The organism is Shewanella sp. 125m-1 (assembly GCF_052977065.1).
The window spans coordinates 57,053-78,641 of the sequence record NZ_JBRILT010000008.1 but is presented as its reverse complement, the minus strand read 5'-3'; the positions used below and the strand labels follow the sequence as shown (position 1 = coordinate 78,641).

The 21,589-nt window shown below is 43.0% G+C and carries 15 protein-coding genes; 6 read left to right on the top strand and 9 right to left on the bottom strand.

The window, feature by feature from the left end; all coding sequences use genetic code 11:
• Positions 1-19: 19 nt before the first annotated feature.
• The 6 genes from recC to rmuC all read right to left on the bottom strand — a co-directional run bounded on the left by recC (position 20) and on the right by rmuC (position 12,087).
• Positions 20-3,754, bottom strand: a complete 3,735-nt coding sequence (gene recC / locus ACVBIK_RS06060) for an exodeoxyribonuclease V subunit gamma (RefSeq protein ID WP_447169300.1) — start codon at positions 3,752-3,754, stop codon at positions 20-22.
• A 58-nt stretch (positions 3,755-3,812) separates the two neighbouring features.
• The gene (locus tag ACVBIK_RS06055; protein WP_447169299.1) at positions 3,813-5,918 is read right to left on the bottom strand and encodes a transglutaminase TgpA family protein; all 2,106 of its coding nucleotides are present in this window, start codon (positions 5,916-5,918) and stop codon (positions 3,813-3,815) included.
• Complete coding sequence (locus ACVBIK_RS06050; RefSeq protein ID WP_447169298.1) at positions 5,915-6,997, bottom strand: DUF58 domain-containing protein; 1,083 nt, start codon at positions 6,995-6,997, stop codon at positions 5,915-5,917. Before ACVBIK_RS06050 ends, ACVBIK_RS06055 begins: the two co-directional genes overlap by 4 nt.
• Before the next feature lie 77 nt (positions 6,998-7,074).
• A complete protein-coding gene (locus ACVBIK_RS06045; RefSeq protein ID WP_447169297.1) occupies positions 7,075-7,986 on the bottom strand; it encodes an AAA family ATPase in 912 nt (303 codons plus the stop codon).
• Between the two features lie 554 nt (positions 7,987-8,540).
• A complete protein-coding gene (locus ACVBIK_RS06040) occupies positions 8,541-10,472 on the bottom strand; it encodes a transglycosylase SLT domain-containing protein (protein ID WP_447159884.1) in 1,932 nt (643 codons plus the stop codon).
• A gap of 118 nt (positions 10,473-10,590) precedes the next feature.
• The gene (gene rmuC / locus ACVBIK_RS06035; RefSeq protein ID WP_447159883.1) at positions 10,591-12,087 is read right to left on the bottom strand and encodes a DNA recombination protein RmuC; all 1,497 of its coding nucleotides are present in this window, start codon (positions 12,085-12,087) and stop codon (positions 10,591-10,593) included.
• A 215-nt stretch (positions 12,088-12,302) separates the two neighbouring features.
• Between rmuC and msrP the strand changes: the two genes are divergently transcribed.
• Both msrP and msrQ read left to right on the top strand, forming a co-directional pair.
• Positions 12,303-13,325: a protein-methionine-sulfoxide reductase catalytic subunit MsrP gene (gene msrP, locus ACVBIK_RS06030; protein ID WP_447169296.1), complete on the top strand. Its 1,023-nt coding sequence runs from the start codon at positions 12,303-12,305 to the stop codon at positions 13,323-13,325.
• Positions 13,326-13,380: 55 nt separating this feature from the next.
• The gene (gene msrQ, locus ACVBIK_RS06025; protein WP_447169295.1) at positions 13,381-14,034 is read left to right on the top strand and encodes a protein-methionine-sulfoxide reductase heme-binding subunit MsrQ; all 654 of its coding nucleotides are present in this window, start codon (positions 13,381-13,383) and stop codon (positions 14,032-14,034) included.
• 581 nt (positions 14,035-14,615) lie between these two features.
• On the opposite strand, the gene ACVBIK_RS06020 is transcribed toward msrQ, so the two are convergent.
• The gene (locus ACVBIK_RS06020; RefSeq protein WP_447159880.1) at positions 14,616-14,933 is read right to left on the bottom strand and encodes a hypothetical protein; all 318 of its coding nucleotides are present in this window, start codon (positions 14,931-14,933) and stop codon (positions 14,616-14,618) included.
• Between the two features lie 183 nt (positions 14,934-15,116).
• Here ACVBIK_RS06020 and ACVBIK_RS06015 point away from each other — a divergent pair, with 183 nt between their 5' ends.
• From ACVBIK_RS06015 to ACVBIK_RS06005, 3 genes are all read left to right on the top strand, one after another.
• The gene (locus ACVBIK_RS06015; protein WP_447159879.1) at positions 15,117-15,617 is read left to right on the top strand and encodes a putative 4-hydroxy-4-methyl-2-oxoglutarate aldolase; all 501 of its coding nucleotides are present in this window, start codon (positions 15,117-15,119) and stop codon (positions 15,615-15,617) included.
• Positions 15,618-15,714: 97 nt separating this feature from the next.
• Positions 15,715-17,538: an AsmA family protein gene (locus ACVBIK_RS06010; protein ID WP_447159878.1), complete on the top strand. Its 1,824-nt coding sequence runs from the start codon at positions 15,715-15,717 to the stop codon at positions 17,536-17,538.
• The gene (locus ACVBIK_RS06005; protein WP_447159877.1) at positions 17,538-18,152 is read left to right on the top strand and encodes a BsuPI-related putative proteinase inhibitor; all 615 of its coding nucleotides are present in this window, start codon (positions 17,538-17,540) and stop codon (positions 18,150-18,152) included. The genes ACVBIK_RS06010 and ACVBIK_RS06005 overlap by 1 nt, the downstream gene beginning before the upstream one ends.
• Before the next feature lie 80 nt (positions 18,153-18,232).
• Here the strand turns inward: ACVBIK_RS06005 and ACVBIK_RS06000 are convergent, their stop codons facing one another.
• Both ACVBIK_RS06000 and gloB read right to left on the bottom strand, forming a co-directional pair.
• Entirely contained in the window at positions 18,233-19,792 is a 1,560-nt protein-coding gene (locus tag ACVBIK_RS06000; RefSeq protein WP_447159876.1) for a LysM peptidoglycan-binding domain-containing protein, read from the bottom strand.
• Positions 19,793-19,892: 100 nt separating this feature from the next.
• Positions 19,893-20,669, bottom strand: a complete 777-nt coding sequence (gloB, locus tag ACVBIK_RS05995) for a hydroxyacylglutathione hydrolase (protein WP_447164083.1) — start codon at positions 20,667-20,669, stop codon at positions 19,893-19,895.
• 136 nt (positions 20,670-20,805) lie between these two features.
• Here gloB and ACVBIK_RS05990 point away from each other — a divergent pair, with 136 nt between their 5' ends.
• Positions 20,806-21,546 (top strand): class I SAM-dependent methyltransferase, encoded by a 741-nt coding sequence (locus ACVBIK_RS05990; RefSeq protein ID WP_447169294.1) that lies wholly within the window; start codon positions 20,806-20,808, stop codon positions 21,544-21,546.
• Positions 21,547-21,589: the final 43 nt, after the last annotated feature.

The window sequence follows — 21,589 nt, the reverse complement described above, 5'->3', positions numbered from 1 at the left end:
TACTTGATTATTACTCATCTTAATTTGCCTCGCTTTGGCTATTTAGCGAAGAGGCAGCTTGCAAATTTACGGTATCGTTACCGGATTCTGCAAAAGTGGCTAGCTCACTGAGTTTATCTTTGTAATACAAGCTTAATAGTGGCGAAAGTAGTGTATTGGCTGTTTTTGCGAAGCTCTGTTCAGTAAAGTCTTCAGGGAAGCTAAATAAACGTTGGAAGTGGGGCTCTAGCCCTTCACCTAACTGACTTTGCTCATCTAACCACTGTGACTGCGCTTCGAGTAGTTTCTGTCTGTGGCTGCCTTCAGCCTCTACGTAGGCCAGGGCTGTTCGCGGCATAAACATCAGGGGGTGTGCTTGACCTTGTTTAAAACAGTGTAACCATTGGCTCAACTGCGCTTTTGCTTGTTCTGCTGTAATGGGGGCAAACGCATGAAAATGGCCAATATCGAGTAAGTAGCTGGTTATTGGCGTGCTTCTTAGCTCTTGGTTTAGTTCTGGTTTGAGTTCCTGTTCTAGCTCAGCTTTAAGCCCAGGCTGACTTTGCATGGCACAAAGGCAGAGGTGTCTTAAATAGACACGAATTAAGTCGCGGCCATTGGCGGTGCCGGGTCGGTAATTCACAAGTCCTTTTACACTCAAATCATCAATGCGTCCCACCAAGTGCAAGCCAATATCTTCAAATAAAAGGTCGATATTAACCGATTGGGAGTGTTCACCTTTTAAGTATAAGCTTCGTCCAATTAAAGGGTTAATATCATGCAGATATTGATTTAAAATCAAGTCGTCGAAGGGCTTTAGCGGCAGGTTTCCCTGAGCTTTTAAGCGTTCTAATAATTCAGCTGCTGGCTGCTGTTCACCACTTTCTATGGCGTCGTCTAACAGTATGGCTTGCAGTTTGTAGCGTTCAAGCGCGTTTAAGCTAAAAGGTTCGTCATTATCATCGGCTTGAATATCAAGTCCGAGATCGACTTTTAAAGTACGGTTAAAAAAGTACTGCGCCGGATTCCTAAAAAAGCGGATAAGGGCGGAAAGCTCAAGTTCAGTGTTAGTTAAATCTGTTTCATCATTAACCTGTTGCAGCTGTGTGGTTTGTCCAATGAAACGTTTGTAGTGACGCAGCGTTTCTGCTGACAGACTATCAACGGGCTTGATAGGGGCTGGGCACCACTGAGCCGAATAGCTCTGCTGAATGTGTCCGTTTAGTTGCTCAACACTTTGAGTTTCAGCATTAGCCACTGGATTTTGCGCAGTATAAAGTCGGTTATCAAACGGCTGCAGTGGTTGCTTTTTAATAAGGTGCGCGCGGATCTGTTTTTCGATGTTATCGATCAATGCGGGGGACACTTGCTCCGCCGAAGTTTGTTCGTTCTTTAAACTTTTAGGCAAGTAGACCAGTTGGCAATACTCGATTAACTCAGAGACCAACATAGAGGGGATCCGCTCAGAGTCATCACGCTCGCTGTTACCGATATAGCTGATATAAAGTTGCTCACGCGCCGATAAAATGGCTTCTAAAAATAGATATCTATCGTCTAATCGACGAGAGCGGTCGCCTTTTCTTGGCCCCATTTGCGCCACAAGATCGAAACCAACAGGATGCTGTACTCTCGGATAGACGCCGTCGTTCATTCCGAGTAAGCAAACCAGTTTGAATGGAATAGATCGCATTGGCATTAAGGTACAGAAATTAACACTTCCGGCAAGATAGCGCTGACCTACGCGAGATTCAGATAAACGGCTATTAAACCAGTTTTGTAGCACTTCTATGGTTAACGGCGTTGTGTGTCCAGCTTCGGTCAACTCTTCATTGAGTTTAACGATGGCGTCTCTGATCTCTTGCTGCTGCACCATCTCATCGTCATCAACCTCATAGAAGTTTTCGAGTATGGCTTCTAGCTGCGCCATCCGTTCACTGAGGCTGCAAACCTGTGCAAGTGCTTGATGCACGTCATCGAGCGCTTCGATAAAGTCGAGTAATTTTCCTAGCGCCTGCGCTGTTTGTCCCTCAACACCATTAACCGATAAGCTGTGTTGATAGAGTGGCGAGTCATCACTGAAGCTATAACCTAAGATTAAGCGTTTAATGCCAAAAGCCCATGAGTTTTGTTCAAATGCTGGCAGTTGATATTCGGTGCGACTGGTTTCATCACGTCCCCAGCGCACGCCGGCTTGATCTAGCCAGCGCTTAATCACGGCGAGTCCGTCATCGTCTAGTTCGAAGCGGCGCAGTACGGCTGGCACTTCTAAAATACTGAGAATATCGGTAAGCCCAAAACGACTCTGATTAATTTTCAATAGGTGTAAAAAGCTTGAAATAAGAGGAGATTCTTGGGCGGCGCCGCGATCCGCTATCGCATAAGGGATAAAGTGGCTGCCTTGTTTAGCACCAAATACGGCATCGATGTAAGGCGCGTAGGCCGCAACATCGGGCATCATGATCACGATATCTTTTGCCGCAAGTGGAGATTGTCCGTCAGAAAGAGGGCGAGACAGCATCTCGAGCAGATGGTCGTGCAGGGTCTCGACTTCTCTAAGCGGGCTGTGGCAACTGCGAACGGTTATTGAGTTATCGCTTGGGTCGATAACGCGTCTGCCATCTAAGCTTAAATAAAGCGCGGCATCTGGCCCCAAGCTTTGACCACGGGTACTGAGCTCCAGAACGTCATATTGCACGCCGCTGAGCATGGTGTCGGTGTTAGGCTCTTGGTAGCAATCAAAATTGAATGCGGTATGCTCTTCTGGCAACTCTAACAGTAAGTCAAGTAACTCACGGCCCATTTTGCCATTATTGGCTAAGATTGGATTACCAACCTCAAGCTTATCTTCCCACTCCAATTCTAGCTTTTGTTTATCGGCGTACTGCAGTGCCATACGTGCGCGCAAACGCGGGTCGACAATGTCTCCCCAATAATGCTGACACGGGCTGAGATTAAGCATGATCACATCGATGCGCTTGGCTAAATAGTGCAATACATCGAGGGTTTGCGGCGCCATGGACGAGATCCCAAAGACGAATAGTCGTCTAGGTAAGGCGTCTAAACAGGTATTCGGATCATCCAATGCATCGAATAAAGATTGATGCAAGTTAGCACGGTGGTAGCGACTCTTATTTAAGCCATTGGCATTAAAGTCAATAAGGGCGCGCCATAGAATAGGCTGCCAAGCTTGAGCTGGGCTGAGCTTGTCACCTTTTGGAGGCAACCTTGGTTCATTAGCTTCCCATGCGGTGATCCAGTCGGGACGGTAAACTAAATATTGGTCGAAGATATCGGCAATTTGACCACAGAGTTGATATAACTTAAGTGGGTTTTGTTCTGTTTGCTCAATAATCGCGTCGGCCATTTCACTTGCAGCGTCACTGCCACTTATCACAGTGCTTTCAGTCGCTTCACCATTACCATTATTAAGATAATTGGCCAAGGGTAAAAAATCTTCATGGTCGATAAGTGTGGGCAGCAATTCCATCAGTTTCCAGGTCATTGCCGCTTTGGTGAAAGCATTCTCTTTAGGCACATCATCAAGCAAGGTATGGCATAGCTGCCAGATAAAGCTTGATGGCAGTGGAAACTCAAGCCCAGCTGCAATGTTGTTTTGCCTTGCTATTTCGAGTCTTAACCATGTGGACATCCCCGGGCTTTGTACCAAAATATGCTCAGGCATTAACAAAGGGGTATGAGGTAATGGGGTACGCAGCTCTGTAGCTAATATCTGTGACAGCGCTTCCATTTGGTTCGATTGGACTAGGTATAGCATGGCGTTCCTTTAACAAGAATGCAGTTTGGTGAGCAGGTTACTGCTGGATTAATCCATTCTATGTGTTTGTTTTATTAAGTGCCAATCTCTGTTTGATGATATTGATTTTTAACCATCTCGATTGCTTGATAAGTAATCGAGAAAAACGTTTCAGGGCTCTTTTACTGACTTTTTGATATTTAATCGCCACAAAATATTGGGTTAATTTATCAAAGTCCTCGGCGATGGCGGGGAAGGCTGCAGCCACTCGAAGATTGTAATCTTGAGGGCCCTCATGATATTCCCTAGATAGCCCTCGCTGGCGGAGCATTTTACATACAGAGTAATAGGCGTTGAGGTGTTTATCACTTGAGCGATGAAATTGGATTAACCCAGCACTGTATGCGATGGCTAAGCCAATGACACAAAGGCTAATAAGGATAAAAATAGCCAGTTTAGTTTGAGTGACTTCACCCAAAATCTCCTCTAATACGCGTTGCTGCTTTTGGCTATTAAACCCAAGCACCCACACACTCCAAAAATAATCGACACTGGCAACATGCATCCGTAATTGATTAAGAGCGGCGTTGTCACGATAGCCAAGTGCGCTAAAGGGGTTATCCAGTAGATAGGTTGTTTCGGGATCAAAAAAAGCATCAAAGCCTAGTTCGACTCGCTCAGGTGCAATCATTGCGGTTGGGTCGAAGCGCACCCAGCCAAGATTGGGCAACCAAACCTCAACCCAAGCATGTGCCATGTATTGATAAATACTGTAATAACCTGCTGCTGGGTTGAACTCAGCCCCTTGGTAGCCTGTGACTAATCGTGCAGGGATCCCAGTCGCTCTGGCCATAAATGCAAATGCACTGGCGTAATGCACACAAAACCCCGCCTTGTTATAGATAAGAAAGTCATCAATTTGCTGCTTGCCAACCCGCGGGGGACGCAATGTATAAAAGTAGGGCTGCTGCGTGAAGTAGCGCATCATGGCGTTGAGCCTATCTTCTTGTACCGGATAGCTTATGGCAAACTTATCCGCTAATTCACGGGTTTGAGGGTTAACAGCCTTAGGTAGCGCGAGGTTAATCGCGCGACTCTCAGCGCTAAGCAGAGGATCCATAATGCGGTTATCAAAACTGGTGACTTGATATATACGTCTTTGATCGATTGGCTTATTGGCATAAAGAGTATGGTCAGCACGCTGGCGAATGGTTTTATCATTGCTGGTGGCGACATCAAGACCAAATAACCACTGCTGCGCGCTGGGCTCAGCAATGACGCTATAGGTGATGGCGGTTGAAGTTGGGTTAGCGGCCTCAGTCTGAGTGAGGGGAAAAGCGGGCGGGTTTACCGATTGCGCTGAAGCTTGCTCGGCGAATATAGCGGGCTGATTTTTGGGGAGGCCATCATAGGAATTGGTGAACCTTGGGTTTTGCGTCCAATTTTGTCCATTGTAATCTTCCATTACTATGGCACGCCAATATAGTTTGTCATTGCTCGGCGCACCCGTCTCAAAAGTGGCCCTAAAAGCCAGTTCACTAGAGCGCGTAAGCTGGCTAATATCCCCAAAACTGACGTTATCTGAGAGTCCTGTTTGGGCTCCATTTTGTGGTGGTACCATCCACAAAGGAGGAAGGCGGGGCAAGACGAGAAATAAAATAATCGCAAGCGGGAGGCTTTGAAAAATAATTTTACTGCCTAGAGTGGCGGCATATTTAAAGTTGCCTTCATCGTGATATAGGCTGATTAGCACGCAGGTATTAATGGCGGTTACCACTAATAAGTGCAGGGTAGAAAGTAAGGTTTGCTGCTGAATAAAAGTAAATGCGATAAGAAAGTAGCCAACCAGTACAACGGCCCTCACATCACGGCGGTTTCGCATCTCAATGTACTTAAGGGCGTAACCTAAGATGAGTAGATTGACCATTGCGGTGAGGACACCAATCTGTGCTGCAACCATCGCAAGTGTTGTTGCAGAAGCAAAAGCTAGGCTGGTCACTAACCATTTGGGTGGTTTAGCGACTTTACCGAGATAGATCCCGATGCGCCAAAATATACAGATGGCACAAATAGACAGTGACCACAGCGTGACCTGTCCATATAACGGTGTCAAGATCGCGATATTGGTGATCAGTAACCACATTAATGTATGACGGGAGATCCTCTGGCTCTCTTTTGCCGTCATAGCTTGACCTGTTGTGGTGCTTCTTGGGGGGTAGGATGAGCCCTTTGTTGTCGTTTGCTTTGCGAGGTATTGTGTAAGTTGGGCAAATCCGTCGGGTGCTCAGGACTGACTCGATTGCTTGAAAATAACGCTAATTGAGTTTGAACCTCAATTCGGTGTTGTTCACCGTTAGACGGTGGGATTGAGATCCCGTCGATTGCAAGGCCAAAGGTCTGATTGTTTGAACTTAGCTGCTCGGTATGCCAGGAAAGATAACTTAATGCGAGTTCTATATCTTTAGTTGTTGGCTCTAAGGATAACCACATAGGTGCACCTTGTGGCTCTTCAAACTCTTTGGTTAACATGCCGCGTCCTTGAGCCCACTGTTTCCAAGCGACTTGTTTTAATGGCTCACCAACCACGTACTCTTTTAGCCCTTTATATTCATCAACGCCAGCCACATACTTGCCGTTATCTTGTGGAACATCACTTTGATGGACACTTAATTGAATGGGGTTCGGGTCAATTACCGGCTGTGTGAATGCCAACTGAGCTAAGGTTAAATCGACATGTGACCAGGCTCGGCAAAGTCCAAGGGGGTATCGAGTTTCTACTTTCATTCTGCCGGGGCGATTATAGCCGCGATGAGAGTGCTTAAAGGTTACTAAGGTTTGCGTTTGGTGCCGATTGACTGTTTTTACAACTTCTAAAGGTTGATTTTGAAAGTTAAGCTGGATCTCATAGGCAATATTTGGTGAGCTTAAATTAATAGGGAAATAGAGGGCTTGACCAGCAAAACTGTTGCTACTTTTACTACTTGATAGGGTGAGTCCGGCTAAATTTTTATAACTATAGATAATGCAGGTATTAAAGATACTTAACAGTAAAAAGCTTAAGCCCATTACAAGGTTATTTTGGTAATTTGTCCCAAATAAAAAGAGTAACACGAATAGAAAAATCCACGCCAGTCCAAACCCTGTAGGCAGGATAAAAATGCTCTTATGGCTGAGGGTTATTTGCTCTGTTGCTGGAATTCTGCGGGAGACCCATCGCTGCCATTTTTGCTTGATCTTTGTGTTTAGTTTGTGACGGTTTCGCATAAACTCCTATTATAAAAACTTGCCTAAAAATTGGTGCGCTTTCAATAAGATTCTCTTTGAACTTGCATACATGTTTCTTAAAGTATTGGATTGATCCTGTTGATTATTTTTGCCGATAACGCTTCACCTTGCTGTTTTGAATGTGAGCTAATTCGATGCTCTGCAACGTGAGGAAATATCGACTGAACGTCTTCAGGAACTAAGTACGTTCTACCATGAATAAATGCCCAAGCTTTTGCGGCTTGTAGTATCGCTTTACTGGCTCTTGGCGAGAGCCCTGAGCCTTGGGGCTCATTTCTGGATGCGTTTACTAAGGCAAGGATGTATTGCAGTAAGGCATCTGATGCACTGACATTATCTGTACAGACTTGCAATTCTTGTAGGGTTAACGCAGTGAGGCATTGGGGTAAAATTTCCGTTTGGGCGCGACTATCTTGACCTTTTAACATCGCTAGCTCAGCGTCGGGGGCAGGATAACCAATGCATATCCTCATCATGAATCTGTCTAGCTGGGATTCGGGAAGTGGAAATGTACCCGATTGCTCACTGGGGTTTTGGGTCGCGATAACGAAAAAGGGCTGCGGCAAAAGGTAAGTACTGCCATCTACGGTGATCTGTTGCTCAGCCATGGCCTCTAACAGTGCACTTTGAGTTTTAGGACTGGCCCGGTTAATTTCATCCGCGAGGATCATCTGTTTAAAAATAGGCCCAGGATGAAACACAAATTCAGTTTGCTGTTTATCGAAGATTGAGACGCCGAGAATATCGGCTGGGAGCATATCACTGGTAAATTGGATCCTTTGATAGCTCAGCCCTAAGGTTTGTGCCAAGCCGTGAGATAGACTGGTTTTTCCCATTCCAGGTAGATCTTCTATCAGTAAGTGGCCACGAGCCAAGATACAGGTCAAAGCCTGCTTTATTTGGTGAGGTTTACCGAGTAGCACGGTTTCAAGTTGTTTTAGAATGATGGCTATATGGTCATTGTGCATACGGATCCTTGCTGCCAATTATATTTTAGTTATCAATTCGGCGTGCCTTTACTATGGTGGAAAATGTGTTGGCTTGCCAGTGATAATAAAGGATTGTTTTGTAACATAACCGGCATCATCGAATTACTTTACAGTATTATTCCAACTCGTTTTTTTGTTATCACCAGAATTCGTTGATGTGGATAGCTCCTCTGCGTTGATCTTTTTCAGTAGCGCATAGGGGCGGGGTAACTGATGTAACACTGATAAAACGAGCGCGCTGCCCAGAAAGGGGAAGCAAGACTGTTGAAGAGGCCTGAAATGGTGTAAATGCTGAAAATGATATAAATGCTAGCAAAATGATGGACCGCTCTAGTTCTCTAGTTAATGGGGACTGCTAGAGCGGTTTTAGATTGATGGTTTTACTGAGTTATCTTGCGCAATAATAGGCTAGATTAATGCTTAGTTGCAGTAGCCTAGTTGTAATGGCTAGTTGTAATGGATTAGTATCCTGTTAACTGTGCAAAAGATTAAGCTCATGTGGCAAAGGTAGCCATTAATAATGGGACTAAATGCTAGTAGCTAAATTTGAGCTCCTGCTCAGATAATAACTCAGCGTGTTTATCTTGTTTAATCTGATAGATCACCCGATAACTGAGAACCGCTTGTACGTATTCCCGAGTTTCTCTGTAGGGGATAGATTCGATAAAACTTACGACATCAAGTTTACCATCACTCTTTTTAAGCCAGTTATTAATACGGTGGGGACCAGCATTATAAGAAGCCGTTGCCAATACTCGATTTTGATCAAATTGTTTGAGTAAACCGCCATAGTAGGCACTGCCTAGCGAGATATTGAGCTTTTCATCATAGAGACTTTTAGTTCCGCTGTAGGGGAGTTTGGTTTTCTGCGCTGTTTGCTTAGCAGTGGCTGGCATCAACTGCATATATCCTCGAGCTCCCACTCCGGATGTGGCATTTGGGTAATAGGCACTTTCTCTTCGTGAAATGGATCGGATTTCATCAATATCCACGGCATACTTTTTACTGGCATGAGTAAAAGAGGTTTGTGCGGCATAAGGAAAGCGCATCTGCATATCATTCCAGAGTTTAGCTTGTATGCTGGCTTGAACTCCTAGGCTATGCCACTTTTGCTCAACAGCATAGACAGCATATTCTTTTTGCATCGCTTTATCATGACGGTTAAGTAACATGACCCACTCAGCTCTTGCATCAGACTGTTTATCAATCCCGAGTAACTCTTGTACCCGAGCTAACCCTCTGTCGTTAAATATCTTTTGCTTTAGCGCATTATCGCTCAGAGTTTTCTGATCTTGTAGTTGATAAGGCTGTTTTAATTTAGCGGCAGCAAGGTAACCATAAAAATTGCGCTCTAAACGTAGCGCTTCAAACAGCGCCATAGATTGCTTCTGGCTTTGCTTGCTATTTTCTTTTGCAAGTACAGTCGCACGCCAATATTTCCAGCGGGCAGTATTTTGTTTTTGTTCACTGAGTTGGGGTAAAAATTGGGCAAAACTTTTTTGGTCATTATCTCTAAGTGCCCAACGCAAACGCATCTCAACAAGATCGTCGCTATCAAGCAAGGGTAAAATGGTATCTACGTAGCTTTGAAGTTCAATCGTTTGATAAATTAACGCTCTTCTGACCAAGTAACGGCTCAGTTTTCTGCCTTGATAATCACTGAACCTGTCAGCTTTCTGATATGTCGCGAACAGTTTTACCGCTTGCTTGAGATCTTTCTTGGCTAATTTTCTCAGGCCTAAATCCACAATGGTTGCATTAATCTTGGCTTTGCCACTGAATTTTGATGTATGGCGAAGACTGCGCGGATCTTTATAGACAGCAAGCAAACGCTTCGCGTCATTTTTATGCGTGGTAAGTTGTCGTGAAAGGTACGATAACAGTCCGTACTGGCCTTGCTCGAAACTGAGTAACATACGTGACCAGATGAGCTCTTGGCTACGCAGCCCGGCTTTTTGCCACTCTTTGAATAAGGGATCGCACTCTTTCGGACGAGAGCGGCCGTATAACCAAAGGGTTTTAGCCCCGTTATAGGCGATCTGTTTATCGCCTTGTTGTAATTGGGCACGGTAGTAATAACATTGTAGGGTAATGTTATTAGGGCTGTTTGGACTGACGATGAGGAAATCTTGCCAACGTTTTTGACTACCACTGCGCTTGAGGTAACGGTAACGTCCCGTGTTATACAATGGACTGGCCTCAAAGGGGGCTAGCGCTGTCATTGCCTGCTTTGCGGGAAGCTTGAGGATATTATTGATGTTATTGTGAAAGTCTAAATAGATGGCTAAAGGGTAGTCATCTAATTTATCGCGCATCGGCTGGTACTTATCCAATTGCTGTTTACTTAGCGCGCTTCTCGCCTCTACATAAAGCTGCTGCTCTTTGGTCAATGTAGAAGCATAGACTGAGGAGCATGCAAGCATTGCTATCATCCCCGTTAAAATGCGACGTAACTGCTTGTGCATTTGCAACAATCCTCTTAACTATCCCTATTGAGACTGGTTGTGTCAGCTGTTAACTAATTTTAAGTAGCTGCTCTTTAGTAACTACTCTTTGTAACTAAGCTTTGCATGTCAGCCTTGTTCATTCGTCTTGATGATAATCATCATCTGATAAGCTTAGCGCTTTATCTAGAAGTTGGGCGTCCACTTTTTTACTGGTTTGTACGCCTAATTGTTGCATTTGATGCGCTTGACGGATGACGTTGCCTTTTCCTGTCGATAACTTGTTCATGGCATTAGTAAAGTTTTTATCTGCAGATTCAAGTGAACGACCCAACTTTTCCATATCGTCTAAATAACCGCATAACTTGTCGTAAATCCTGCCAGCTTGTTTAGCGATCATCTGTGCATTTTGGTTTTGGTATTCATAACGCCAAATATTGTTAATAGTGCGCAATGCGACCAGCAAGTTAGTCGGACTAACCAGCATGATATTACTTTCAAGTGCATAGTTAACTAAGCTTGGGTCATGCTCAAGTGCCAGTAAAAAGGCAGGCTCAAGTGGAATGAACATCAATACGTAATCTAAGCTTTTAACACCGTGAAGTTTTTGATAATCCTTTTGGCTTAAGCCTTTTATGTGACCACGAACAGAGATGATATGTTCTTTAATTGCTTGTGCGCGAATATCGTCATCGTCACTGTTAAAGTATCGCTCGTAAGCAACAAGAGACATTTTCGCATCGATAACAACATCTTTGTTCTCAGGTAAGTGCACGATGACATCGGGCTTAAAACGCTTACCGCTGTCACTTTTAAGATCTGTTTGTGTATCGTACTCATGACCTTCTCGCAGACCACTCTCTTGTAAAACGCGCTCAAGGATCACTTCTCCCCAATTGCCTTGCTGTTTGTTATCACCCTTAAGTGCTTTGGTGAGGTTAACAGCATCTTGGCTCATCTTTAAGTTAAGTTCAGTTAATGAGTCAAGTTGGTGTTTAAGGGCACTGCGCTGAGTTTGTTCATGAGAATATGATGCCTGAACCTGTGCCCTAAATCCTTCAATTTGCTGTTTAAACGGCGCTAGTACGCTATCTAATTGTTGATTGTTCTGTGATTGTAGTTTTTCACTGCGTGCTTCAAAAATCTTAGTCGCTAGGTTTTCAAATTGGGCTGTTAAACGTACTTCAGAATCTTCTAGTAACTGTATTTTGTCGTTGAGAGCTTGTTGTTTTGCATCAAAACTGGCCGCTAGGGTTTGCTGCATGGCATTAGATTTGGAAAGGGCAAGTTGAGTTTCCATCTGCTTTCGTTGGTTATCGACCAGTGACTGCTCCAGCTCTTGGGTTCTTTCTGCTTGTGCTTGTGCTTTGCCTAATTGCTCTAGGCGAAACTCCAGCTTGTCTTGATATTGATCTATCACCAATTCTTTCTGATGAATGGTTTCTTTTAATTCAAGAATTTCAGTATTGAGCTCAAGTTTTGTTTGTTCCATCTCATCTAAAAGCTGGTTTCGTACGTATTCCCATTTAATACGAGTTTTTCGTTGATTAAATAACGCACCAATCAGCATAGATAGAAAAGCGATTGCGGCAATGATAACAATTTGTGCGGTTGAAAATGCAAGCTCTAATGGCATGTGAGAAGGCTCTTGACATGGTTAATGAGACGCTAGAGTGGCACGGCGATTTAAACACTGCAAGCTTAAGCAAGTGATTAGTCAGGCAAGTGGTGCAGACATAGCCAGCTGTTAATGATATGTAATAACAAAACGTGGATGAAACCTTTCATCGACTTTGTCGGTCTGATTAGTTAACAATACTAATTGATATAAAAATAGGATGGGTGCGGCTAATGAATATAAAAAAAACTGCTGCTTGGGATAAGTTTAAAGAGTGCGATATTACCCCAGAAGAGGTGTACCAAGACCGTCGTAGGATCCTTAAACAGATGGGCTTTATAGGTGCTGGTGCGCTGTTATCTTCTCACGCTAATGCTGGTGTGTTTGACCTGTTTTCTAGCGATGAGCAAAAGGCGGCATTTATGACTAAATCCCTACCTTTTGCTAAACAGGCCGAATATGACCACCTGCTTTATGGCGCATTAACCCCTGAGTCTAAAATTATTTCTCACAATAATTTTTATGAATTTGGTACTAGCAAGACAGATCCACAAGACAATGCCCAAGAGCTTAAGGTTGAACCTTGGAAACTGGTCATCGACGGTGAGGTCGATAAACCTGTGACACTTGATTACGATGACCTACTTACTCTTTTCCCATTAGAGGAACGAGCTTACAATTTCCGCTGCGTAGAAGCATGGTCCATGGTCATCCCTTGGGTTGGCTTTTCATTAGCTAACTTACTTAAGAAAGTGGGCGTAAACAGCAACGCTAAGTATGTTGCCTTTGAGACCTTATATGATCCTGAACAGATGCTGGGTCAAAGGAGTCGTTATGCAGGAGGAGGGATTAACTACCCTTATGTAGAAGGCTTAACGTTAGCCGAAGCGATGAACGACTTAACTTTTCTGTCAGTGGGCCTTTATGGAAAAACATTGCCGCCACAAAATGGTGCGCCTATCCGCCTTGTCGTGCCGTGGAAATATGGCTTTAAGAGTATTAAATCGATTGTTCGTATTCGCTTAACAGACAAACAGCCGCCCACATCTTGGAATCAACTCGCCGCCAGTGAGTATGGGTTTTATGCCAATGTTAACCCAGAGGTTGACCACCCTAGATGGTCGCAAGCATCAGAACGTCGGATCGCAGAAGGTGGGCTTTTTTCGGCAAAACGGATCCCAACTCTACCTTTTAACGGTTATGGCGACATTGTGTCAGATCTGTATAACGGTATGGATTTAAATAAGTTTTATTAGCTAGCTTAAATCACTGTTTACACGTTTAGTGTTGGCGGATTAGTAGGAGATGTTTATGCGTGTTAATCGCCGCTCAGTATTTCGGCTAAAAGGGCTATTTCACTTGATAGGCCTGCTGCCTATCGTCTATTTAGTGCTAAAAGTGATGAGTGATAATGCAGGTGGCGATCCGGTACAGTACATCATTCACTTTACTGGAATAGGGGCTCTCAATGCACTGGCAGCAACCTTACTTATCTCACCCGTTGCCAAGAAGTTTAAACTCGGGATCCTACTGCAAACTCGGCGATTAGTTGGCCTGTATGTCTTCGCTTATGCCAGTTTGCATGTGTTGGCATTCTTTAGTTTAGATTTAGTGTTTGCCTGGTCACTGTTTTTTGAAGAGGTTGTTAAACGTCCCTATATACTCGTGGGGGCGATGGCGTATATTTTACTCGCAGCGTTGGCATTAACTTCGTTCAAAGTTGTTGTACGCAAAATGGGTAAGAGCTGGCAAAAATTACATAATTGGATTTATGTTATTGCTATTTTGGTTCCGATACATTTTTACTGGTCAGTTAAATCTGAAATCATTGAACCAAGCCTATACATTTTATTGTTTTTGGTTTTGTTAGGATTAAGGTTAAAGCAAAATAAGTGGTGTAAACAAGTGTTTATAAAATGCTTTCGTATACTGACGGGTAATAAAGAAACTCAACCATTTAATTAATTCGATGTAAATCAAAAGGTGTGCTGTTATTTTTATCTCCATATTTGATGTTTTATAAACTGGAGTTAACTTAATGCATTAATGTTAGAACGATGTCTGTAACTAGTCAGGTGTCATGTCCTAAGTGACAAGCGCTAATGCAAGGGTGATATGTGTAAGCATGGTATTTATTAGTATGTCATCGATGATGCGGCCATCTGAACAATGGGGTTTAGTGTGCTCAGCGTGTCTGTTAGGCAGGCTTGTTTATGTGAACTGTTGATGTAAATTGTTTATGGGGCCTGTTTAAGAGAATTGTTACATTGGAGAGATAAGTTTCATGCTGTGTATTGCAAGCCCATCCATAGGCTTGAGGTCGATAACTGAAACCATTTAGCTTTCTACAAGTCGCAGTCTAACGTTATCGCTAATTTAATGACTAAAATAAGCTGATAAAGCAAATAACGTGTTTAGTCACTGTCTTAGTGACAGCTTTAGTCAAAGCCTTACGCGTTAAGTTGATTAAGTTTGTTGCTGATTGAGTTTAAACTTAATTATAAACCTGATTTTTTTAGAAAATAACTTTGAATAGCTCGTTATTATTAATTGTTTTCTTGCTGTTTCATTACTTGAATGACTTCATCGTATGACATGTTAAATTGACGAGAAAGATTGATGATTTTAGTTTTATAGGTCTGAATACTTTCTTGTTGAGCGAGCAGTCTTTTTTCATTATCAACTAATTCATTGACCGCTTCTTGTAATATTAATAAACGGCGAAGATTAAAATCTAGCGAGTCAATGTACTTTAGCATTTGAGTTTTATTACGAGCCTGCTCTAAATCACTAGAGTGTTTTTTATCATAACCATATTGGTCTAGAGCGGCGATGGCACTTTCTAATTCGATATTGTTGTTCATTTTTACCTACGACTAACGAAAGGGTCTGTGTACAGACATTGAACAAGATTATAGTTTGTATTCTGGCTGGGGAACAGTCTGGATTTGATTAATTATCAGTTAATTCGTGCGTTAGCACTTGGGTTTCGGCTCTTGACCTGTCAATCTAGAGTAAATTGATACTCATTTTTGCACGGAGGCCTAATGTTGGATCTGTTACCCGATCTGTTTGATACCTATGCTGACAAGCTTACCCTATTACCCCCCATGTTTATCTCTTACGGTAAACGAGAGTGTTTTTGGGGCGAAGTAGTGACGGTAAAATGTTTTCGAGATAACTCAAAAGTTAAAGATGTTCTCGCCAAAGACGGTAAAGGTAAAGTGTTAGTGGTTGATGGGCAAGGGGTGACTGATTGCGCCTTGTTAGGTGACATGATCGCACAAAGCGCAGAAGATAATGGTTGGCAAGGCGTGGTTGTTTTTGGCTGCGTGAGAGACATTGGTACACTCAAAACGATTGACTTAGGTGTACAAGCGATTGGTGCCAACCCGATAAAAACAGTGAAGAAAGGGATAGGTGAAGTGAATATTGCAGTTGAAATTTATGGTGTCATCATTTCGCCTCAATCATTTATCTATGCTGATGGCAACGGAGTAGCGATATCTAATGAAGCGCTTGATATATCCGTGCTAAATTTAGAGTAATTCTTGATATTCACTCTAAAATTGAATTTCTATATTAGTCTCTTATATTAGTTAGTTACTGATATTGTTTTCTTAGTTTTAACAGATGGAACCTGCTATGAAATTTTTAAAATGGTTTTTTATTTCAATCCTAGGATTAGTTCTTGCTTTAGTGCTCTATGTCACTTTGATTTTTGACCCGAACGATTTTAAACCACAAATCGTCGACTTGGTGAAAGAAGAGACCGGTAGAGAACTGATTATCGGTAGTGATTTGTCGTGGACGTTTTTCCCGACCTTAGGCATTAAGCTTGGGCAAATTACCTTATCAAATCCAGATGGGTTTCAAAATCCATCAATGCTTGCCGTAAATGAAGTGGTTGCAGAGGTGGCATTAATGCCACTATTTAAAAAAGAAGTAGAGATTTCACAGCTTAACCTCGACGGCTTGACCTTGATGTTAGAGACTCAAAAAAATGGTCGCACTAGCTTTGACGGTTTAAGTGGTGAGGCCGGTAAAAACGCCAATGCAGATAAATCTACTGCGAATGCAACTAGTGGCTCGAGTCTAGCGCGCCTTGATATTGGTGGTATTACGATAACCAATACTAAGATAGTCAATATTAACCATGCTGCTCAGACTGAACAAGTCTTCGCCCTAAAAGAGCTAACATTAGGCCGTTTTCAACTGGGTGAGTTTGCCCCGCTAAAGTATGAGTTTTCTGCAACTTTGCCCGATATGAACCTGGTTAGCCAAGGTGAAGGCCAAATTAAAGTCGCACACGATCTTAAAACTATAACCATTAACGATTTTGTCATCGGTAATCAAGTGACTGGCGAAGGACTTCCTAATGGCAAGTTGAAGGTCGATCTTAATACCTCTTTAGTTGTCGCTTTGGAAAAACAAACGCTTAGCTTAGTACTGTCTAGCTTGAACGCGGCCAATATTGATGCATCTGGTTCACTTGATGTGGCTTATGGTCATACTGTCCCAAGTGTCGTTGCTAAGCTTGAGGTTGGTGATGTTGATCTTGATGCGCTGCGACCTAAAGGTGAAGCTCAGCAAACCAAAGACAGTAAGCCATCACCAAGCTCAGCTAAAGCTGTTGAACCCGATTTAACCGCGATGAAAAAGGTTAATCTTGATGTCGACGTGAGAGTCAAGTCGGTTAAGGTCGCTAATTTAAAAACTCAAAACTGGGTGATGCAATTAGTGATGAAAGGTGGCGTAGCAGATATGAAGCAATTATCAGCGGATCTGTATGGGGGTAAAGTTAACGCATCAGCGAAAATCGATGGTCGAAATAAAGTCGCTCAATATCAATTTAATGAACGTCTGACAGGGGTCGACATTCGTGCCTTATTAATCGATATGGCCGACATTGATATGTTAGATGGTAAAGCTAACTTCAATGTAACTGGTAAAGGTAAGAGCTTAATTCCAGATAACTTGAAAAAGAACTTGATTGCAAACGGGCAGTTTGAAATTGCTGATGGAGCTATTCATGGGGTTAACATCCCGCAAATGATCCGTGAAGCAAAGGCAAAGTTAGGTGGAGACCTATCAGCTGGTTCAGGTTCTACTGAGCAAAAGACTGATTTCACCAGCATGACTGGCTCATTTAATATCGCTAATGGTGTGATAACGAATCCCGATCTTGATATGGCTTCTCCACTTATCCGACTTAAGGGCAAGGGTACTGCTAATATTCTCAATGAAGCGTTAGATTATAAGTTAACAACATCAGTTGTTGGCTCGTTAGAAGGTCAGGGCGGTGATAAGCGAGATGCTCTCTATGGTGTTGAGATCCCATTTTTGATCACTGGCACCATGTCAGAGCCTAAGTTTGCCTTAGATACTAAAGCGCTACTGGACTCAAAACTGAAAGATGAAACAAATAAATTGAAAGATAGCTTATTTAAGAAGTTTGGAGGCCTGTAATGCTAAAAATATTAATGTTCCCGCTGCTGGCTTTTAGTTTGGTGGCCTGCTCAGAGCAGCAAACTGAGACCGCAAATGTTGACACTGCCGTAGAAAATACTCAGGAGTCTCAATCAGCAGTTCAGCCTAGCGCTAAAACATCAGTACAGCCTGTTGCAGCATCACCGAGTGCTAGCACCAATATTGTTGCTGGCGGTGTCGTTGATGCAGGGAGTGCGAAAGACAGAGTGCCTACAAAGGAAAAGTCGATGAGCAAGGGATTGTTAGATGCGAAGCTATTGGTGAATGATAAAGCAAATGTGACTCTGCAATATACTAACAACCAACGCTATGGCGTGCCATTAATGTTTATCTCTGGAATGACAGCCGATTTATGGTTACTCGATCCTTCTGGACACCGAGTTTGGGCTTGGTCTAACGAGATGATGTTTACCCAAGCCTTGAGAGAAACGGTAATGCCAGCAGGTAAGACGCAAAATGTTAAATTTACTATCCCAGCGAGCGTCGCGGCCAAAATCACTAAAGGCTATAGTCTAAAGGCGCTGTTTGCAGGCAAAGCGACAGAATCGCAGACTCCTGCAATGTTGCCTGTGACTTATCAATACACAATGTAATTGTTAAACGACAAGCATTAAAAAAGGCGACTATTGGTCGCCTTTTTTATGTTTATCAGCCAGTAAAACCTATTATGGTTTTACGCTCTGACTTTAGTCATATCAACATACAGCTTAAGCATTTGCCCTGGCTGAATGTATTTAGTCTTCTCGAGTGAGTTCCAGCGAACTAATTCGTTCACACTGACATTGAACTTACTCGCGATACGAGCTAAAGAGTCGCCATTACGCACCTTGTAGTTCACGGTACGCGTTACTTCACTTAAGCTCCCCTTGTTTGACTTGCTACCTGACCAAATAACCAGTTTTTGGCCTATTTGTAACGGATCTTTTGGCGCCATGCTATTCCAGCTAGCAAGCTGAGCCGTTTTAACGCTATGTTGTTTAGCTATTTTCCACAGTGAATCACCCGATTTTACTTTGTAGGTAACTTTACTTGCACCATGATTTTTATTCTGCTGGCGATTTAGACGTTGATCTGCTGATAACAGATATTCATCTAAATTCTTAGCCGCTACAGGGATCAGTAAAAACTTACCTGCAACAATAGTATTGCCATTAATATCATTCACCGACTTTAACGCTGAGATGGTTGTGTTATAGCGTTTTGCTATTAAGCCTAAGCTATCGCCAGACTTAACTTTATAACGTTCCCAATTTAAGCGCTCTTTAGTATCAGTATTGTTTAACGCAAGTTTAAATGCGTCAGCTTTATCAACGGGTAATACAAGCAAATGTGGTCCGTCAGGCGCTGTCGCCCAGCGGTTATAACCAGGATTGAGCTTATGTAGTTCAGAAGTGGTCATATTGGCAATGTCTGCTGCAAGCGCTAAGTCAATCTGGCTTCCAATATCCACGACTTCAATCTGTGGTTGATTACTTATAGGCGTAAGTTTAATACCATATTTATCGGCATTTTTAATTACGTCAGCTAAAGCGAGTAGCTGAGGTACATAGCGCTCAGTTTCTCTGGGTAAGTTCAGGCTGAAAAAATCAGTTGGTAGACCTTTCTTCTTATTACGTTTAGCTGCGTTGATCACTCGACCTTCGCCAGTGTTGTACGCGGCAATCGCATATAACCAGTTTTGACCTGTCTTACCATGAAGATACTCAAGCATGTCAAGAGCTGCAGTTGTTGCAGCCGGTACATCGCGTCGACCGTCATACCACCAGTTCATTTCAAGCCCGAAGTGACGAGCCATAGGGGATGTGAACTGCCACAGACCAGATGCGGCGCCATGAGAATAGGCAAATGGATCGAAAGCGCTCTCAACGATGGGGAGCAAAGCAAGCTCTATCGGTAAGTTACGCTTCTCAATTTCTTCAACAATGAGATACATAAATGGCGTAGCACGCTCAGATACACGTTCTAAATGCTGTGGATGTTTGATGTACCAATCGCGATATTGGCGAACGAGTTTTTCATCGGGTACTTCCATCTGCATGTCTAGACGAATACGTTGCCAGATATCAGTGATCTCAACGGTCTCTACGACTTCAGGTACAATGGGTGCTACGGTGACTTTTTCTACTACGACAGGTGTAGTGGGAATCCTTTCTACAGTCTGCTGGTCGCCGAAATTTTGACAACCTGTCAACAGGGCAATCCCCCCCGCGACGAATAAAAGTGGTACGCGCATGTAAAATGTGTGTCCTTAAATTAGGCTCAAAAAAGCCAGATAACCCTTGCTTAGTTCTGGCTTAGTGGCACTGAAATAGCGGGCTATTGTAGATTATTTTTTAGAAATTGTCTTTCCATTGACGCAGAAGTGCGAAGCTTTGCAAGGGATTGCTGATAGGTTGTTGGAATTGAACGGCTAAAATTTGCTGGATTTCTGTACTACCTGCTCTTAAAAATGGGTTAATGGCTTTTTCTAAGCCAATTGATGAAGGCAAGGTCGGTTTATTTTGCGCTCTCAGGGTGCGAGCTTTTGCTGTGTATTCGATAAGCGCTGGATTTGTCGGTTCAACTCTTGCAGCAAATTTAAGGTTTGCTAATGTGTATTCATGAGCACAAAATACACGAGTATTGTCTGGCAGGTGGCTTAATTGCATTAATGACTGATACATCTGCTCTGCGGTACCTTCAAATAATCGCCCACACCCGCCACTAAATAGGGTGTCACCGCAAAATAGGGCATCTTCGATTAAATAACTAATATGGCCCAATGTGTGACCGGGTACCTGAATAACCCTTGCATTTAATTCGCAATTTTCTAGCGCAAGAGTAACGCCTGCAGTGATAGGACGATTGACACCTTTTATATTTTCACTCTGTGGGCCATATACAGGTACGTTTTGGCCAAAATGGTTGAGCAATGGTTCGATACCATCTGTATGATCATAGTGGTGATGGGTTATTAAAATCCCTAGCAGGGGCTGTTTTCTGAGAGTTAAATAATCAATAACCACTTGCCCATCACTGGGGTCGACGACATAGACACCAGTACTTTGCTGTGATTGAAGCAGCCAGATATAATTATCGTTTAACGCGGGCAATGGAGTTATCTGTAACATATCGAGGCTCTCTATTTGAAGAAATTAACAGCTCAACAAAATTAATTTGAGCGCTTAAACAAGTTTACTGACCAAAGCTATTGCTTGTATACCGCTTTCGTTATTAAAGTAGACAAGAGTGATTTTGGAGGTCGATTTGTCACAGTCTCAATTACCGTTAAAACCTTATCATTGGTCGGAACTTCCGAGTGGGGCTGTTATTCGCGAAAGTGTTGAGCAGGCTTTATCCCCATGGTGGCCAAGAATTTTTGGTTACTATATGTTAAATCTTGGCCCTTTGAGCCATAAAATAGACAAACCAGGGGTAGGGATCAGTAAGCAATACTCTTTATATGATCAGCCACAGGCGAGCATAGAGGGAGACTATAGTCAGCTACCCATTCAAAATCTTAGTATCGATGCCGTGGTGATGAACTTTATTATAGAGTTTGAGGCAGACCCTTACCGCATACTGAGAGAGGTCGATAGAGTCCTTATTTCTGGTGGGCATTTAGTGATTGTTGGTTTTAACCCACTTAGCCCGATGTTTATCGGACAAATGTTGCCTAAACATCAGCAAGAGATCCCTTGGAATGGGCACTTTTTTATGCCTTCACGGGTAAAAGATTGGCTAGGATTATTAGGGTATCAAGTGGTTGCCGATGAACGCTTACTGCACCATCATCTTCTTACAGAGACGAAGGTTGATAATATTTGGTCTCATGCGCTTAAGTCTTGGTTACCGAGTACCGGCAGTGTTTATGTGCTGGTGGCGAAAAAGTTAGAAACACCGTTAACGCCAATACAGGCAAAGCGAAGAGTTAAACAACGAAATTGGTCGACAGCGCCGAGTGCTGGGCGTACAGGTCATGCATCTAATACTCATCATAGTAAGTAAACTTAGCGCCTTTATGGCAATGGTTATCATTTTCAAATTATAA

Coding starts and splice junctions, on each gene's coding strand:
- recC (WP_447169300.1), bottom strand. CDS start 3,754: ATGCTATACCTAGTCCAATCGAACCAAATGGAAGCGCTGTCACAGATA.
- ACVBIK_RS06055 (WP_447169299.1), bottom strand. CDS start 5,918: ATGACGGCAAAAGAGAGCCAGAGGATCTCCCGTCATACATTAATGTGG.
- ACVBIK_RS06050 (WP_447169298.1), bottom strand. CDS start 6,997: ATGCGAAACCGTCACAAACTAAACACAAAGATCAAGCAAAAATGGCAG.
- ACVBIK_RS06045 (WP_447169297.1), bottom strand. CDS start 7,986: ATGCACAATGACCATATAGCCATCATTCTAAAACAACTTGAAACCGTG.
- ACVBIK_RS06040 (WP_447159884.1), bottom strand. CDS start 10,472: ATGCACAAGCAGTTACGTCGCATTTTAACGGGGATGATAGCAATGCTT.
- rmuC (WP_447159883.1), bottom strand. CDS start 12,087: ATGCCATTAGAGCTTGCATTTTCAACCGCACAAATTGTTATCATTGCC.
- msrP (WP_447169296.1), top strand. CDS start 12,303: ATGAATATAAAAAAAACTGCTGCTTGGGATAAGTTTAAAGAGTGCGAT.
- msrQ (WP_447169295.1), top strand. CDS start 13,381: ATGCGTGTTAATCGCCGCTCAGTATTTCGGCTAAAAGGGCTATTTCAC.
- ACVBIK_RS06020 (WP_447159880.1), bottom strand. CDS start 14,933: ATGAACAACAATATCGAATTAGAAAGTGCCATCGCCGCTCTAGACCAA.
- ACVBIK_RS06015 (WP_447159879.1), top strand. CDS start 15,117: ATGTTGGATCTGTTACCCGATCTGTTTGATACCTATGCTGACAAGCTT.
- ACVBIK_RS06010 (WP_447159878.1), top strand. CDS start 15,715: ATGAAATTTTTAAAATGGTTTTTTATTTCAATCCTAGGATTAGTTCTT.
- ACVBIK_RS06005 (WP_447159877.1), top strand. CDS start 17,538: ATGCTAAAAATATTAATGTTCCCGCTGCTGGCTTTTAGTTTGGTGGCC.
- ACVBIK_RS06000 (WP_447159876.1), bottom strand. CDS start 19,792: ATGCGCGTACCACTTTTATTCGTCGCGGGGGGGATTGCCCTGTTGACA.
- gloB (WP_447164083.1), bottom strand. CDS start 20,669: ATGTTACAGATAACTCCATTGCCCGCGTTAAACGATAATTATATCTGG.